Origin of the sequence: Jejudonia soesokkakensis (assembly GCF_042664795.1) — a bacterium.
Lineage (GTDB): Bacteria > Bacteroidota > Bacteroidia > Flavobacteriales > Flavobacteriaceae > Jejudonia > Jejudonia soesokkakensis.
Genome location: NZ_JBHTBN010000002.1, coordinates 244,411 through 258,734 on the forward strand (window position 1 = coordinate 244,411; position 14,324 = coordinate 258,734).

A 14,324-nucleotide genomic window follows, 5' to 3' on the forward strand; every position below is an offset into this window, starting at 1 on the left:
ATGTTTGGACTATTTAAAAAGAAAACAGAAAAGGAAAAACTTCAGGAACAATATGAGGCATTGATGAAAGAGTCTTTCAAATTATCCTCTGTTAATCGATCCAAAAGCGATGCGAAATTAGCGGAAGCAGATAATATTATGAAAAAAATAGAGCAGCTTTAAAACAGTGACACCTGTTGGTTACTATATTGGAATGAATTTTGGTAATTCATTTTACAAAAATGGAATCATGAAAAATTTATTGACACTTCTAATACTCGTGTTATCATTGGTAAGTTGCACGAGTATTTCTACTACAACAACTGAAACTACCCTAGAGAGTTTTGAAGACTTGCAGCAATTTGTTCAAACTAAAAACTTTGAATTTGAAGCAGACTGGGCGTTACCTTTAGGTGGTAATCGTATAAATTTAATAAGCAACCCCAATTACTTAAGACTTAGAGGTGACAGCATAAGTACCTATCTACCGTACTTCGGTGTAAGAAGAAGTGGTTTTTCAAATACGTCGAATACTGGAATTCAAATCGAAGGTGTATATACAGATCTTAAGATAAAAGATGAGCCCAGCAAAAATAAAATTGAGCTTAATTTTGATGTTAAAGATGAAAGCGAATTCTATTCTGTTCACATGATAATTTATGGAAATGGTAGAACTTCTGTTTCTTTTAATAGTATCCATCGGGATTATATTCAGTATGAAGGTAATATTGAAAGATATCTAGACAATAAATAATCTAAAGAGCCTTTCTTATTAAAATTAGTCATACAGCCTAGGCTAGTTGTTTTATGCTGAAACTTCAGATTTTCTAATATATATAAGTATAAATAGTGAGATCCCTGCGCACACCGAAAAACCAATAAATAGCGGCAAGGTGCTTTTTTCAACAAATCTTCCAATTAAGGTACTAATAGGAACTGCCATTAATGTAGATACCAAGCCCGTGATCGCAGCTGCAATTCCAGCAATATGTCCTACAGGTTGCATTGCCAGAGCACGTAAGTTTCCGAAGAGAAAACCAATACAGAAAAACTGAAGCGCAAAAAATCCTAATAAAATTTCTACGGGCGGATGAGGAGTATTGTGAAATAATACAAGATAGACCAGCGAAACTAAAAAGAATCCAATAAGGGCAATAGTAACCATTTTTTTCATTCCGAATCGAACCACCAAACTTCCATTGAGAAATATAGCGATCCCAATAGCAATCGCTAAGCCCGCGAATATAAAAGGGAATTCTTCTTCAAGATTATACATGTTCTCAAAGATTTGCTGGGAAGCACTCAGATACACTAAAAATGAACCTACTACAAATCCGGAGATTACCGTATAGCCAACAGTTTCTTTATAGCGAACTGTTTCACGAAAGCCATGTAAAATTCGGTTGATTGAAAATGGAATTTTATTTGCTTCGGAAAGAGTTTCCCGCTGTCGCAACCAAAACCAGGCTGCAACCGCCAAACTAATTACGATTTGCACATAAAAAATACCTTCCCAATTGTAGGCATCCAGAATAAACTTTCCCATAGCAGGTGCTACGATAGGAATAAGGAGAAATACTACGGTAACAAAGGATATGATACGTGCCATATAATCGCCTTCATAGAGGTCCCGAATAATCGCAATGCAAATAGTACGTGGCGCAGAAAGTCCGATACCTTGTAATATGCGCCCTGCAATCATTACTTCTAAGCTTTCAGCAGAAATACATATAAAACTGGCGATTATAAACACAACAAAACCAATATACACAGAAGGCTTCCTTCCGGTAGCGTCAGAAAGGGGTCCAAACAGTAATGGGCCAATACCTAACCCTAAAAAGATCATGGTGATAAGTAACTGATTGTCGGCTGGAGTCGCTGTTTGAATGTGTAAGCCTATTACATCCAAAGCAGGTAATAATGCGTCGATAGAAAGCGCTGTAACTGACATTAATGCTGCCATAAGCGCAATGAACTCTAACTGTGATGTGCTATTATTTATTTTCACGAGGCAAAAGTACTTCTTTAAAAAGCGTAGAAGCAATAAAAGTGTCTTTACCTTTGTATAAAAGTATAGCGAATAGTTATGAGTGAGGTTAAGAATAGAAAAGAGTTATTAGATAAGCTTGGTATATCACAGCTTAACGAAATGCAAGCCAAAGTAATTCCAATACTAGAAAAAAATGCAAATACGATTCTAATTTCTCCCACAGGCTCTGGAAAAACAGTGGCATTTTTATTACCACTACTAGAATCATTGGATGCAGAATTAGACGAAGTACAGGCATTGATTTTAGTTCCTTCCCGAGAACTTGCCATACAAGTAGAAACCGTAGCGAGAACAATGGGCTCAGGTTTAAAAATAAATGCTGTGTATGGTGGGAGATCCATTCAGAAGGATAAAAATGAATTACAACATCTGCCAGCCATTCTTATAGGAACCCCTGGACGAATAGGCGATCATTTGCGTCATGAAAGAGTACATACAGAAACAATTCATACGATTGTTTTTGATGAATTTGATAAGTCTCTAGAGGTAGGTTTTGAGAAACAAATGCGTGAAATACTCTCTTATTTACCTGCTTTAGATAAAAGAGTGTTAACTTCTGCAACTCAAGGTATTGACATTCCAAAATTTGTAGGAGTCGAAGATGCCAAAACGCTGGATTTTACATCTTCTGAAAACAAAGACCGACTTAGTCTTTTTAAGGTGACTTCGGCTCAAAAAGATAAATTAGATAAATTAGTACAATTGATTCATCATGTGGGCAATGCACCCGGAATTATTTTTTGCAACTATAAAGACAGTATTAGTTTTGTAAGTGATCATTTGTATGAAAATGGTATTGACCACGGAATGTTTCACGGAGATATGGAACAGCGTGATAGGGAAGAGGCATTAATTATGTTTAGAAATGGCACCATTGACCTGCTGCTTGCTACAGATCTCGCTGCCCGCGGAATTGACATTCCGGAGATACAATTCATTATTCACTACCAGTTGCCACACTCATTGGAAGAATTTACCCATCGTAATGGACGCACGGCTCGTGTGAACAAAAAGGGGAGTGCCTATGTACTTCAATGGAAAGAAGAAACGCTTCGTGACTTTATGCCAACTTTAGCAGAAGCAGAAATTGAAGAAGCAACCTATCGGCAGAAAGCTGCCTGGGAAACTATCTTTATTACTGGTGGCAGAAAGGATAAAATATCCAAGGGGGATATTGCCGGACTTTTCTTTAAAGAAGGCGGACTTAACAAAGGGGATCTTGGACTTATCGAATTGAAACAAAATTGTGCGTATGTAGGAGTAAAAGCTTCAGTAGCACAAGCGACAGCCGCTAAATTAAATAATAGCAGACTAAAAAAATCCAAGGTACGAATCTATCTGTTAGAATAAATGTTTGAGTAATAGATGTATCTTTCCGTAAAAAAAGTGTTACTATGGCTTCAAAATTTACTTTCGTGTGTATTCTGTTGTTTGTAATTACAAATGGTTTTTCTCAAGAAGAAAGTCCTTCCCAATTATTCTGGCAGGCACTTCAAAATCATTGTGGTGTAGCTTATGAAGGTACTTTAATTACTCCCAAAGAGGATGATGCGTTTGGTGGAAAGAAATTAGTAATGCATGTTCGATCGTGTAGTGATACTGAAATTAAAATTCCTTTTTTTGTTGGAGAAGATAAGTCACGAACCTGGATATTAACCTACAAAGAGGATCATATCACCTTAAAACATGATCACAGACATACCGATGGCTCCGAAGATGATATAACGTATTATGGCGGAACATCTACAAATGTTGGGAAAGCTGGGATACAGTTTTTTCCAGCAGATGCACATACCCAACAAATGCTACCTGCAGCAGCGACCAATGTTTGGTGGATTACTATAGATGAAACCACATTTACCTACAACCTTAAAAGATTAGGCACAGATCGGCTTTTCACAGTTTCTATGGATCTAACTATGCCTATCGAAACGCCAGCTGCTCCTTGGGGCTGGAAAGATTAATTGTAAGCAGCTGGTTTTTTTGCACTGTTTTATTGGCGTACTTTTGCAGCAAAACTATTTTCATGTCCTCTTTTGATGATTTTAAAATTTCTAAGCAACTCCGTTACGGAATTGATGATTTAGGATACAGCAATCCTACTCCTATTCAGGAACAGGCATTTCCTGTGGTGATGTCTGGGAAAGATGTGATTGGTATCGCACAGACAGGTACAGGAAAAACGTTTGCCTACATGTTACCTATTCTTCAGGATCTTACATTTTCGAAACAAAAGCATCCGCGGGTGTTGTTACTGGTACCAACACGTGAACTGGTAGTACAGGTTGTGGAGGAAATTGAAAAATTCAGTAAATACCTATCCAATAGAGTCGTGGGTGTGTATGGGGGAACAAACATTAATAACCAAAAATCTCAGCTAGCATTGGGGCAGGATATAGTTGTGGCTACGCCGGGACGGCTCTACGATCTGGTGTTATGTAGAGCCATGCAATTAAAATCAATTAAGAAATTGGTTATTGATGAAGTAGATGTGATGTTGGATCTGGGCTTCAGATTTCAACTGACCAACATATTTGATTTGCTTCCAAAGAATCGACAGAATATTATGTTCTCGGCAACTATGACCGATGCTATTGAGGAATTGATCGTTCAGTTTTTTACAGGTGTTGAAAAGATTTCTGTGGCGGTTAGCGGAACACCTTTAGAAAATATTTCGCAGACCAGTTATGCGGTACCTAATTTTTTTACCAAAGTCAACGTAGTGGTTGAGCTTTTAAAAGATGCTGAAGAATTTAAGAAAGTTCTCATCTTTGTAGGTAATAAGAAACGTGCTGATCTATTATTTTCTGAATTGGAGGAGTTTTTTTCCGAAGAGATTTGCGTGATCCATTCTAATAAAACGCAGAATTACAGACTGCGTTCCATTAGGCAATTTGATGAAGGTAAAAACCGTATTTTGGTTACAACTGACGTAATGGCAAGAGGTCTGGATCTCGATAAGATTTCTCATGTTATCAATTTTGACACTCCTACATTTCCCGAAAACTACATGCATCGTATTGGTAGAACGGGTCGTGCTGAAGAAAAAGGGAAAAGCATCTTGTTGTATACTGAAGATGAAAATGTCCACAAGCTTTCTATTGAAAAACTTATGGACATGCAGATTGATGAACGACCTTTACCTGAAAGCGTTGCAATTGCGACAAAACTCTCTCCCGAAGAACAGCCTTTTGTAGCCGAACCTAACAATCCGCATAAGCAGATTTCCGAAGAACGAGGTGATAGCTTTCATGAAAAATCTAAAAAAAACAGTAAAATCAACCAGGGTGGTTCTTATAAGCGCATCATTAAAAAGAAATACAAAAAACCAAAAACCAAGGGTGATAAGAATTACAACAAACGAAATAAGCGCAAATAGTTTTTATTTTAAAGTAAGTGTTACTTCAAATCCGATACCGTCACTTATAGCTCCATCTTGTAAGCTACTGCTGTGATTTACTCCCCAACGTTTTCTGTCTATTTTAAATCGCGTTGTCATTTGCTCTTTTTTATAATCTACTTCTGCCTGAAAAGAGATCGGATTTGTAATCCCTTTTATAGTTAAATCTGCATATACTTTCATGTGAGTTTCATCGTGGTAATCGACAGCTGTTATGACCAATGCAGATTCAGGAAACATAGCTACCTGAAAAAAGTCAGCATTTTTTAAATGAGTATCAAGTCCGTCCCGCCCTTTTTTATCTTCTATATCCAAACTCCGTAGCGAGTTCATATCAATGATAAAGACACCTCCAGAAATCACATCCCCTGATTTTACAAAGTACCCTTCTTTAAAATCAACTATGCCATGATGCCCTCCAAAATGAAAGGTATACTCTCCAGACCATTTTATTGTACTTTTGTTTAAATCAATTGGTAATTGTTGTTGTGCATGACTATACAGTATTGTCATTAATGCCACTCCCAGAAATACGATTCTTTTTTTCATGTGTGTAGTAGTTTAAATTAAATTATAATTCAAAACTAGTGGGAGCATATCTGGAAAGTGTCAAAAGAATGTAAAAGAAGTGTCAACGGTTGTGAAAAGTCACCAAATTGCCAGTTATTTGTAGGTATGTTTCAGAAAAAAAAGTACTATTATTTTTTAGTTCTCTTCGGAATTATCTTTTCCTTATGCACCGCTTGCGGGAAAAATAAAGAGAAAGAGGAATTTTCGCAACGAGTAAAAGTTGCTTTACGAAGTGTAGGCAATGATGTATTGTTATCTCAGGAAGATTCAACCTCTCTGGTGATGCCAGTTCTAAAAACTTCTGAAAATACTTATGAATTATCTTTTGAAAAGCCGCTCTCCTTTGATCCGGGAAATTTAAATGCCTCTGTAGCTACTAATTTTGAAAAGGCAGGACTTCCAAAAAATTATCTGGTAGAAGTAATTCAGTGTAATGATAAGGAAATTGGGTATAGCTTTGAAATGCAGTATGATGTTAGAAACAGTCTGGTGCCTTGTGGCGGACGATTATTACCAGAGCGCTGCTATACTATAGAAGTGAAGTTTACAGCACTACGGCAAGACGCTTCAGAGAATACGATGTTTTTTTATGTATTGGTATTTATGGTAATTGCATTTCTAGTATTTGTGTTTTACAGTAGATACTATGCTTACAAACATTCAGATGAAAGAACTGTGGCTACAGCATTGGGAAGCTTTCGATTTTATCCTGAGCAACACAAACTTGTTATAGAAGCGCAGGAAATTCCGTTATCAAGTAAAGAATGTGAATTATTGACCATTCTTTCAGCAAAAACCAATCAGGTTGTAACGCGGGAAGAGCTTACCAAGAAAATTTGGGAAGATAATGGTGTGGTAGTAGGCAGAAGCCTGGATACGTATATTTCTAAACTTCGGAAAAAACTTCAGAAAGATTCCACCATAAAGCTTACCAATGTACATGGAGTAGGGTATAAGCTAGAAATTTTATAGGCTGTTCATTATATTTCTAACCGCTTTTTAAAAACATAAGCTTACATTAATTCGACTATTTGTTTAAGGCAAAACATTTATCTTTAAACAAAAAGGGATGATTTCTTACATTTTAATTTTTTACAGTTTATTTATGATTCAAGACAATTCTAATCTAATTTTTGAAGCTTCCAATAAAGAAGATATTTCAAAATGGTACGTTGTTGACGATGGTGTTATGGGTGGTGTATCTGAAGGAACCATTACTATGAATACTTCTAAAAATCTCTTATTTACAGGGCAGGTTCGTTTGGAAAACAATGGCGGATTTTCATCTATACGGTATAATTTTGAAACAAAGCAGGTAAAACAATATCAATACGTTGTTCTTAGGCTAAAGGGAGATGGTAAAGAATATCAATTTAGAATCAAAGAAGACAGGCAGCAACGTTATTCTTATATCCAATCTTTTAAAACTTCTGGTGAATGGCAAACCATTAAATTGCCTTTGGATGAGTTTTATGCTGGCTTTAGAGGGAATAAATTAAAAATCCCTAATTACGCTGGTTTAGAAATGGATGAGATTGCTATTCTAATCGGGAATAAAAGAAAAGAATCATTTAGCTTAGAAATAGATAAAATCTACTTAGAATAAATATCTTCGCAGCTTAATATTATTGTATGGAATTTGATACTACCGAATTAATTGGATACGTCGCTAGTGGCGTTGTCCTTCTTTCCTTTTTTATGAAAGATATACGAGTTCTTCGTATGGTAAACTCTGTAGGATGTAGCTTTTTTGTATTATATGGAGTGTTGCTAGGGAGTATTCCTATTATTATTACAAACGTTGCCATTCTACTCGTAAACTTTTACTATTTGTTTCTCAAAAAAAATGAGGTGCAAATCGTTGATGAAAAGATTACAAAATAGTGGCAATTTTAATACATAAGTCATTACCTTAATTAAAAGTTTTAATGTATATTATAAAAAAAATTAATAGTAAATAAATAGATGGCAAAATCACAGCAGAGCTTCAGTAAAAATGAAAAAGAAAAAAAGCGCTTACAGAAGCGTGAGGAAAAGCGTAAAAAGATGGAAGAACGCAAAGCTCGCAAAAAAGAATTAGATAGTAGTGGGATAGATCTAGTATATGTTGACCATATGGGGAATCTGGTAGATGAACCACCAGACCCTTCAGATAAGATTGAAATTGACGCCGAAGATATCGTACTTGGAATCCCTAAAAAAGAGGATACAGACGAAGATCCATTTAATCCTGTACGAGAAGGAACTGTAAACTTTTACGACTCTTCAAAAGGCTTCGGATTTATCATTGACGCAGAAAATAATGAGAAATACTTTACCCATGTAAGTGGTATCATAGATGATATCGTTGAAGGTAATCGCGTATCTTTTGAACTTGAAAAGGGACAACGTGGAATGAATGCCGTTAAAGTAAAATTGGTTAAATAACTCCTGACCGATCCTTTTATAGATTTTTTATTTAGTGAAATTTTCAGAGTGAAAATATGATTTTGATATTTTTTTCGTTTGAATAGAAAGACATACTGTAACAATAGCCTCATCAGCTAGTCTTTACAATAACAATCAAACCAATCAATCAAAATGAAACAATCACTTCTAGCTATCTGTATGGTAGCATTTTGCTTTATTTCCAAAGCACAAGAAAAAAAACAACTTCACATTCAACGCACAGATAATGCTCCAAAGATCGATGGTATCTTAGATGATTCGGTTTGGAGCACTGCTGAAAAAGCTCAGGATTTTATACAATTTCGCCCTACACCGGGAGTAAAAGATTCCGAAGAAAATAAGACAGTGGTTCAAATGACGTATGATGATACTGCATTATATATTGCTGCTTATCTATACGACGATCCGTCAAAAATTGCAAAACAACTTTCTAGTAGGGATAATTTTGGGAACGCAGATTTTTTCGGAATTATCCTTAACCCAAATAATGATGCCCAAAACGACACCGAATTTTTTTTATTTGCTTCAGGAACACAAGCAGATGCCATTGCTAATCCAACAGTAGGAGAGGACTTTGGGTGGAATTCGGTTTGGGATAGTGCGGTGAGTATTAACGAGGACGGTTGGTCATTGGAGATGAAAATTCCGTATCGCTGTTTGCGTTTTGATAATACCAATCTGGAAACCTGGGGCGTACAGTTCCACAGACGTTTCCGAAGAGATGAATCGCAATATGTATGGAATGAAATTGATATTTCTAAAGGGCTTATTGGCCAATATCACGGGGAACTAAAAGGGCTTACTAACCTAGAGCCTCCTACACGATTGGCTTTTTATCCGTTTGTTTCGACCGTACAGAATAACTTTGAAGGGGTGTACGAATCAAATTTTAATGCTGGACTGGATGTAAAGTTTGGTATTACTGAAAACTTTACGCTGGATGCTACCCTAATTCCAGATTTCTCACAGGCGGGATTTGACAACGTTTCTTTAAATCTAGGCCCCTTCGAGCAAACCTTTTCTGAAAGACGTCAATTTTTTACCGAAGGAGTTGACCTTTTTAATAAAGCCAATTTATTTTTTAGCAGGAGGGTAGGGAGTGCTCCAATTACAGATCCGGTAACCTCTGCCAATGAAGAAGTAGTAGATTTTCCCGAATCTGTAAAAGTGCTTAATGCAATTAAAGTATCTGGTAGAACGCAAAATGGCCTCGGGTTAGGGTTCTTTAATTCTTTTACCGAAAAAGCTGAAGCAATTATAGAACAGATCGATACTGGCGAGCGTAGGAGGGAAGTGGTAGAGCCATTTACCAATTATAATATCGTGGTAGTAGACCAACAGTTTAATGGAAATTCTTCTATTGGATTGATCAATACCAACGTGACACGGGAAGGTCATTTTAGAGATGCCAATGTGACGGCATTGTCTGCCAATATTATGAATAAGCGTAACACTTATGCGATACGGAGTGATGTTAAAATGAGCAATCTCAACCTTATGACTGGAAACGAAACTGGCTTCAGTACGTTCTTTGCAGCCCGAAAAGCACACGGAAATTTCAGGTATAGTTTTGATCATAGCTATGCAGATACCGAGTTTGATCCCAATGATCTTGGGTTACAATTTAGAAATAATTATAATAACTTCGGAATAGATATCAATTACAGAACTTTTGAGCCTTCTGGAAAATGGAATCGATACTTTGCTAACTTTTATGTGAATTATACACGTTTAGCAGATCCAAGTACTTTTACGGGCTTCGGACTAGGAGTGAGTGCAAACGGACAAACAACCAAGCTAAGCAATATGGGATTTAATCTCAATTTAAATCCTGGCCGGCAGTTTGATTATTTTGAGCCCAGAAGAGCAGGAAGTTTCTTTATTACTGAAAACCGAGCCAATATAAACGGCTGGTGGAATTCTAATGATAATAAAAAACTTGCTTTAAGTGCCAATGCAGGCGTTGAAACCTTATTTGAAGAAGGTCGGGATTATGTTAATTACTGGCTTGGCTTTGGGCCTAGATATCGATTTAATGATAAATTTATTGTTTCTTATTTTGTATATAGAGAATATTATACTGGAGATCGCGGATATGTGACACAAGTTGAAGATGATGTTATTTTTGGAGATCGACATAGAGAGGAGATTGAGCAAACAATGAGTGCGAGTTATAATTTTAATCCCAGAAATACATTGTCATTAACCCTTCGTAATTACTGGGCTGTGGTTGAGTATGACAGGCAACTTTTTAGTTTGCAAGAAAACGGTAGAGTAACAAATACTACTGGATACACGACTTCAAACATAGGCTATGATCCCAATGTAAATTTTACCACTTGGAATTTTGATCTAAGTTATTCTTGGCAGTTTGCTCCCGGAAGTTTTTTAACAGCTTTGTATCGAAATCAGTTATTTAATTTTGATTCAGCAGCCAGAGACTCATACGCTGAAAGTTTAGGAACATTATTTGACCAGCCAATTAATCATACACTCTCTGTAAAATTACAGTATTTTCTGGATTACAACCAGATACCAGCATTATTACAAGGAAATAAAAAAGGGAAGAATAAAGTGTAAAATAGGATCGTTTAAAGATATAGAAAATATAAAACCCACCAATTGGTGGGTTTTATCATTAAATAGCATAGGGGGACTATGCTACTCTGTCAGCCTTTTTAGAAGCCATTTCTTTAACACGATTGTATTTTTCGGTCAATGTTTCTTCCACATCTGTAACACCTTCTTTAATTTTTTTACCTGCGTCGTTGATTTTTGCATGTAATTTATCTTTGTCTTCCTGTGGCATTGTTTTGTATTTCCAGAATGCGAATGCACCTGCTGCAACACCTAATAATGCTAATATTCCGCCTGCTTGTTTAGTTTTCATATTTTTTTGTTTTTAGATTAATAATTAACTCTAATGATAATATCAATTTATGAACCAATTCACAAGCTGTCAGCTAACTTTAATAAAAGTTTGTGACTATAGCCTAGTCTTTGTTATAGAAAATAAAAAATGATTCCTTATAATAGCAATTAGAACGATAATTTATAATGTAAAACCCCCTCACGAAATATAACATGAGGGGGTTTTTGTTTGTCAATTTTTTAAACGTACATCACTAGGGTTTAATTTTATTCCCTGGTTTTGTGATTGGAACTTTTTTAGCAGGTGCTTTTTTTTGTTCCTCTTTCTTTTTTGGTTCTTGTTTTTTGTCAGCCATGTTGATTTGTTTTAAGTTAGAATTATCTTTAAAGATAGGAAAAAAAATAATTCAAAAGATTAAAATCTATCGATTAAATAAAATATAATCTATTTTATTTGAGTAACTTAGTCGTATCTAACCAAGTCTCATGCAGATTAAAACTTTCATTAAACAGTGTCGTGAACACGATTTGTTTAAAATGCTTTCCATTTACATTGTTTCTGCTTGGGTAATTCTTCAGGTGTTGTCTGTAACTTGGCAACCTTTGGGTTTACCTCAAAAATCTGTCACGTTTCTTATCATTATATTATTAGTTGGTCTTCCAATCTATTTGTTTGTTTTATGGAAATATAAAATTGTGCCTTTAGAAAAGGAGCGACTTGAAATTGAAGCTAATGATGATACCAATGAGAAGCCCCAAATAAAAAGAAGTTTTAAGAAATACTATATGATAGCTTCTGTTTTTATAACGACGCTTTGTGCCTTTGCTATTTTCTTTATTGTCGATATTAACTTTCTAAACAATACTGTACAAATAAAATATTCGGAAACAGATAGAATTGCGGTTTTAAAGTTTGGAAACAATACAGGAGACCTAAAGTATGACGATGTGGGGAAAATGGCTTCAGATTGGATCATGCATGGAATTACCGAAAATAATTTAGGCCAGGTGATATCTCCAGATGTCATTACTCAGTATAATACCATGTTTAGCGATGAAACAAATTCCAATTCCGAAGGAAATTTTATCAAGCAATACTTGAAACCAGCAAAGATCATTACAGGAAATTACTACCTTAAAAATGATAAATTGGTTTTTCAAGCAACATTGATTAATGGAAAAACAGATAAAACCATATATTCCTTCAAACCAGAAAATTGCTCAGATAATAATCCACTAGAGTGTATTGAGAAATTAGAGGCTGCTATTTCTGGATTCTTCGCCACCGAAGGAAAAAAGAAATTGATGCTTCAAGAGAGTCCGCCTAACTATGAAGCATATCGATTAGTGCTTGAATCAAATTATGTTGAATACGATGAAAACTATTTACATCTACTCGAAAAGGCCATTACCATAGATCCAAATTATTTTGAACCCAAAGTACTGCGTGTCGCCTACCACTATAATATGGGTAATTACTTTGTAGCAGATAGCTTACTAAAAGATTTAAAGCCAGCCAGCAATCGTAATAACCGACAAATTAATTTATTAAACATGTATGAGGCGCTCTTAAGGGGGGATAATAAAAAAGTATATCAAGCCAATTTTAATGAGTTTGAGTATGCACCCTATGATCTTGCTAGTAATGCCACTACTATGATTGTGGCCTTGCAATTTGTAAATAAAGTAAATGAGATCGATAGTATTTATAATATTGTACGAAGTGACAGTCTTAATCTTCAGAATTGTTATGATTGTATTGACAGAATTTACACAAAATCGTATGCAGATATAGCGCTCAAAAAATACAAGGAAACCATTCAAAGACTACAGTTGGCTATGGATGTAAATAATTCGGTTCTGCTGAAAAAAGCTTATATACCTGCATTAATAAGAAGTGGAGATAATGATTTAGTAAAAAATTTTCTAGCAAAAATAGCCCTTACCGAAGATGAAATATTGTACAGCGAACTTTTGATGGGTACTGGTTTAGAATACCTTCTATTAAACAAACCTGAGATGGCTACACTTTATTTTAAAGAAATACTCCATTTTGAAAATAATGAACAAACTGCATTTGCTGAATTATATATGGGAAATTATAGTGCTTCGGAAATTGCACTCGACACCCTTCTTAATCGTGATCCTACTAATCCCAAGATACATGCCTCTTTGGCTATTTCAAAGTTTAAAAATGAGAAGCAATCTGAAGCCACCGCTATAATTCAAAATCTTGAAAAACTGAAAGAACCTTATCAATTTGGAGCTGTAGACTATGCACTTGCTCAATATTATGCTGTCATTGAAGATGAGAAAAAAATGTATTATCACTTGTTAAAAGCAGTCGCGGCTGGGCACAGATACAAACCACACACATTTCAGAATGATGTTTTTTTTAAAAAATATAAAGACACTAAAAAGTTCAATCAAATTATGACCTTCTGGCATTAATAATTTAAAAATTTATGAAAGCAATACTCATAGAAGTAGACACCTTAGAACTACTTATTAAATTAATAGATTCGTTAATATGGCCAATAACATTGTTTGGTATTATCTTTCTTTTTAGAAAAAATTTCAGAGATGCTTTTAGCCGTTTAGGAAGCCTTAAAGCAGATGCTTCTGGTTTTGCCATTACATTTGACAAACAGATTGAGAAAACAAAAGAATTGTTTGACAAGCTAAAGCCAGGGCCTACTACAAAAAGCTCCACTAATATTAAAACGTATGTAAATCAAACAGACTCTCCTTACAAGCAAATTTTGGAGATTAGAAGTAATATTATCAATTATTTAAAATTAAAATCTGATGAAGCAGGCATCGTAACCGATTCGTATGCACCCATGGCACTCACAAATCGCTTGCAGGAAGTAGGAGCTATTTCATCATCACAGTCAACTATGATTCAGGCCATGTTAAAGATCACAAACGAAGCCGATGCCAGCGCAACAGTTTCTCAGGCAAATGAGATTAATTCCCTCTTTCAGAAAATAGAAATCTAATAGC

15 protein-coding genes are annotated in these 14,324 nt (G+C 35.4%); 12 read left to right on the forward strand and 3 right to left on the reverse strand.

Annotation, left to right across the window (positions count from 1 at the left end; all coding sequences use genetic code 11):
• Both ACFQO1_RS05760 and ACFQO1_RS05765 read left to right on the forward strand, forming a co-directional pair.
• Window positions 1–162, forward strand: coding sequence for a Lacal_2735 family protein (locus ACFQO1_RS05760; protein ID WP_380217029.1), 162 nt, complete (start codon window positions 1–3; stop codon window positions 160–162).
• Window positions 163–229: 67 nt separating this feature from the next.
• The gene (locus tag ACFQO1_RS05765) at window positions 230–733 is read left to right on the forward strand and encodes a DUF4251 domain-containing protein (protein WP_380217030.1); all 504 of its coding nucleotides are present in this window, start codon (window positions 230–232) and stop codon (window positions 731–733) included.
• 51 nt (window positions 734–784) lie between these two features.
• On the opposite strand, the gene ACFQO1_RS05770 is transcribed toward ACFQO1_RS05765, so the two are convergent.
• Window positions 785–1,987 (reverse strand): multidrug effflux MFS transporter, encoded by a 1,203-nt coding sequence (locus tag ACFQO1_RS05770; RefSeq protein WP_380217031.1) that lies wholly within the window; start codon window positions 1,985–1,987, stop codon window positions 785–787.
• 78 nt (window positions 1,988–2,065) lie between these two features.
• On the opposite strand from ACFQO1_RS05770, the gene ACFQO1_RS05775 reads away from it, so the two are divergent.
• The 3 genes from ACFQO1_RS05775 to ACFQO1_RS05785 all read left to right on the forward strand — a co-directional run bounded on the left by ACFQO1_RS05775 (window position 2,066) and on the right by ACFQO1_RS05785 (window position 5,408).
• Complete coding sequence (locus ACFQO1_RS05775; RefSeq protein ID WP_380217032.1) at window positions 2,066–3,379, forward strand: DEAD/DEAH box helicase; 1,314 nt, start codon at window positions 2,066–2,068, stop codon at window positions 3,377–3,379.
• Between the two features lie 44 nt (window positions 3,380–3,423).
• Window positions 3,424–3,993: a hypothetical protein gene (locus ACFQO1_RS05780; RefSeq protein ID WP_380217033.1), complete on the forward strand. Its 570-nt coding sequence runs from the start codon at window positions 3,424–3,426 to the stop codon at window positions 3,991–3,993.
• A gap of 62 nt (window positions 3,994–4,055) precedes the next feature.
• Window positions 4,056–5,408 (forward strand): DEAD/DEAH box helicase, encoded by a 1,353-nt coding sequence (locus ACFQO1_RS05785; protein WP_380217034.1) that lies wholly within the window; start codon window positions 4,056–4,058, stop codon window positions 5,406–5,408.
• Between the two features lie 3 nt (window positions 5,409–5,411).
• Here the strand turns inward: ACFQO1_RS05785 and ACFQO1_RS05790 are convergent, their stop codons facing one another.
• On the reverse strand, window positions 5,412–5,978 hold the full coding sequence (locus ACFQO1_RS05790) for a YceI family protein (protein ID WP_380217035.1): 567 nt from the start codon (window positions 5,976–5,978) through the stop codon (window positions 5,412–5,414).
• 57 nt (window positions 5,979–6,035) lie between these two features.
• Between ACFQO1_RS05790 and ACFQO1_RS05795 the strand changes: the two genes are divergently transcribed.
• The 5 genes from ACFQO1_RS05795 (at window position 6,036) to ACFQO1_RS05815 (ending at window position 11,027) form a co-directional block, all read left to right on the forward strand.
• On the forward strand, window positions 6,036–6,971 hold the full coding sequence (locus ACFQO1_RS05795) for a winged helix-turn-helix domain-containing protein (RefSeq protein WP_380217036.1): 936 nt from the start codon (window positions 6,036–6,038) through the stop codon (window positions 6,969–6,971).
• Window positions 6,972–7,068: 97 nt separating this feature from the next.
• Window positions 7,069–7,605 (forward strand): CIA30 family protein, encoded by a 537-nt coding sequence (locus tag ACFQO1_RS05800; RefSeq protein ID WP_380217037.1) that lies wholly within the window; start codon window positions 7,069–7,071, stop codon window positions 7,603–7,605.
• A 26-nt stretch (window positions 7,606–7,631) separates the two neighbouring features.
• A complete protein-coding gene (locus ACFQO1_RS05805; protein ID WP_380217038.1) occupies window positions 7,632–7,883 on the forward strand; it encodes a YgjV family protein in 252 nt (83 codons plus the stop codon).
• An 81-nt stretch (window positions 7,884–7,964) separates the two neighbouring features.
• Window positions 7,965–8,426, forward strand: a complete 462-nt coding sequence (locus ACFQO1_RS05810; RefSeq protein ID WP_380217039.1) for a cold shock domain-containing protein — start codon at window positions 7,965–7,967, stop codon at window positions 8,424–8,426.
• Between the two features lie 153 nt (window positions 8,427–8,579).
• Window positions 8,580–11,027, forward strand: a complete 2,448-nt coding sequence (locus ACFQO1_RS05815) for a DUF5916 domain-containing protein (RefSeq protein WP_380217040.1) — start codon at window positions 8,580–8,582, stop codon at window positions 11,025–11,027.
• Between the two features lie 76 nt (window positions 11,028–11,103).
• Here ACFQO1_RS05815 and ACFQO1_RS05820 read toward each other — a convergent pair whose 3' ends face one another.
• Complete coding sequence (locus tag ACFQO1_RS05820; protein WP_380217041.1) at window positions 11,104–11,337, reverse strand: YtxH domain-containing protein; 234 nt, start codon at window positions 11,335–11,337, stop codon at window positions 11,104–11,106.
• Window positions 11,338–11,804: 467 nt separating this feature from the next.
• Between ACFQO1_RS05820 and ACFQO1_RS05825 the strand changes: the two genes are divergently transcribed.
• Window positions 11,805–13,769, forward strand: coding sequence for a tetratricopeptide repeat protein (locus ACFQO1_RS05825; protein WP_380217042.1), 1,965 nt, complete (start codon window positions 11,805–11,807; stop codon window positions 13,767–13,769).
• Window positions 13,770–13,783: 14 nt separating this feature from the next.
• Complete coding sequence (locus ACFQO1_RS05830; protein WP_380217043.1) at window positions 13,784–14,320, forward strand: hypothetical protein; 537 nt, start codon at window positions 13,784–13,786, stop codon at window positions 14,318–14,320.
• Window positions 14,321–14,324: the final 4 nt, after the last annotated feature.

Coding starts and splice junctions, on each gene's coding strand:
- ACFQO1_RS05760 (WP_380217029.1), top strand. CDS start 1: ATGTTTGGACTATTTAAAAAGAAAACAGAAAAGGAAAAACTTCAGGAA.
- ACFQO1_RS05765 (WP_380217030.1), top strand. CDS start 230: ATGAAAAATTTATTGACACTTCTAATACTCGTGTTATCATTGGTAAGT.
- ACFQO1_RS05775 (WP_380217032.1), top strand. CDS start 2,066: ATGAGTGAGGTTAAGAATAGAAAAGAGTTATTAGATAAGCTTGGTATA.
- ACFQO1_RS05780 (WP_380217033.1), top strand. CDS start 3,424: ATGGCTTCAAAATTTACTTTCGTGTGTATTCTGTTGTTTGTAATTACA.
- ACFQO1_RS05785 (WP_380217034.1), top strand. CDS start 4,056: ATGTCCTCTTTTGATGATTTTAAAATTTCTAAGCAACTCCGTTACGGA.
- ACFQO1_RS05790 (WP_380217035.1), bottom strand. CDS start 5,978: ATGAAAAAAAGAATCGTATTTCTGGGAGTGGCATTAATGACAATACTG.
- ACFQO1_RS05800 (WP_380217037.1), top strand. CDS start 7,069: ATGATTTCTTACATTTTAATTTTTTACAGTTTATTTATGATTCAAGAC.
- ACFQO1_RS05805 (WP_380217038.1), top strand. CDS start 7,632: ATGGAATTTGATACTACCGAATTAATTGGATACGTCGCTAGTGGCGTT.
- ACFQO1_RS05810 (WP_380217039.1), top strand. CDS start 7,965: ATGGCAAAATCACAGCAGAGCTTCAGTAAAAATGAAAAAGAAAAAAAG.
- ACFQO1_RS05815 (WP_380217040.1), top strand. CDS start 8,580: ATGAAACAATCACTTCTAGCTATCTGTATGGTAGCATTTTGCTTTATT.
- ACFQO1_RS05820 (WP_380217041.1), bottom strand. CDS start 11,337: ATGAAAACTAAACAAGCAGGCGGAATATTAGCATTATTAGGTGTTGCA.
- ACFQO1_RS05825 (WP_380217042.1), top strand. CDS start 11,805: ATGCAGATTAAAACTTTCATTAAACAGTGTCGTGAACACGATTTGTTT.
- ACFQO1_RS05830 (WP_380217043.1), top strand. CDS start 13,784: ATGAAAGCAATACTCATAGAAGTAGACACCTTAGAACTACTTATTAAA.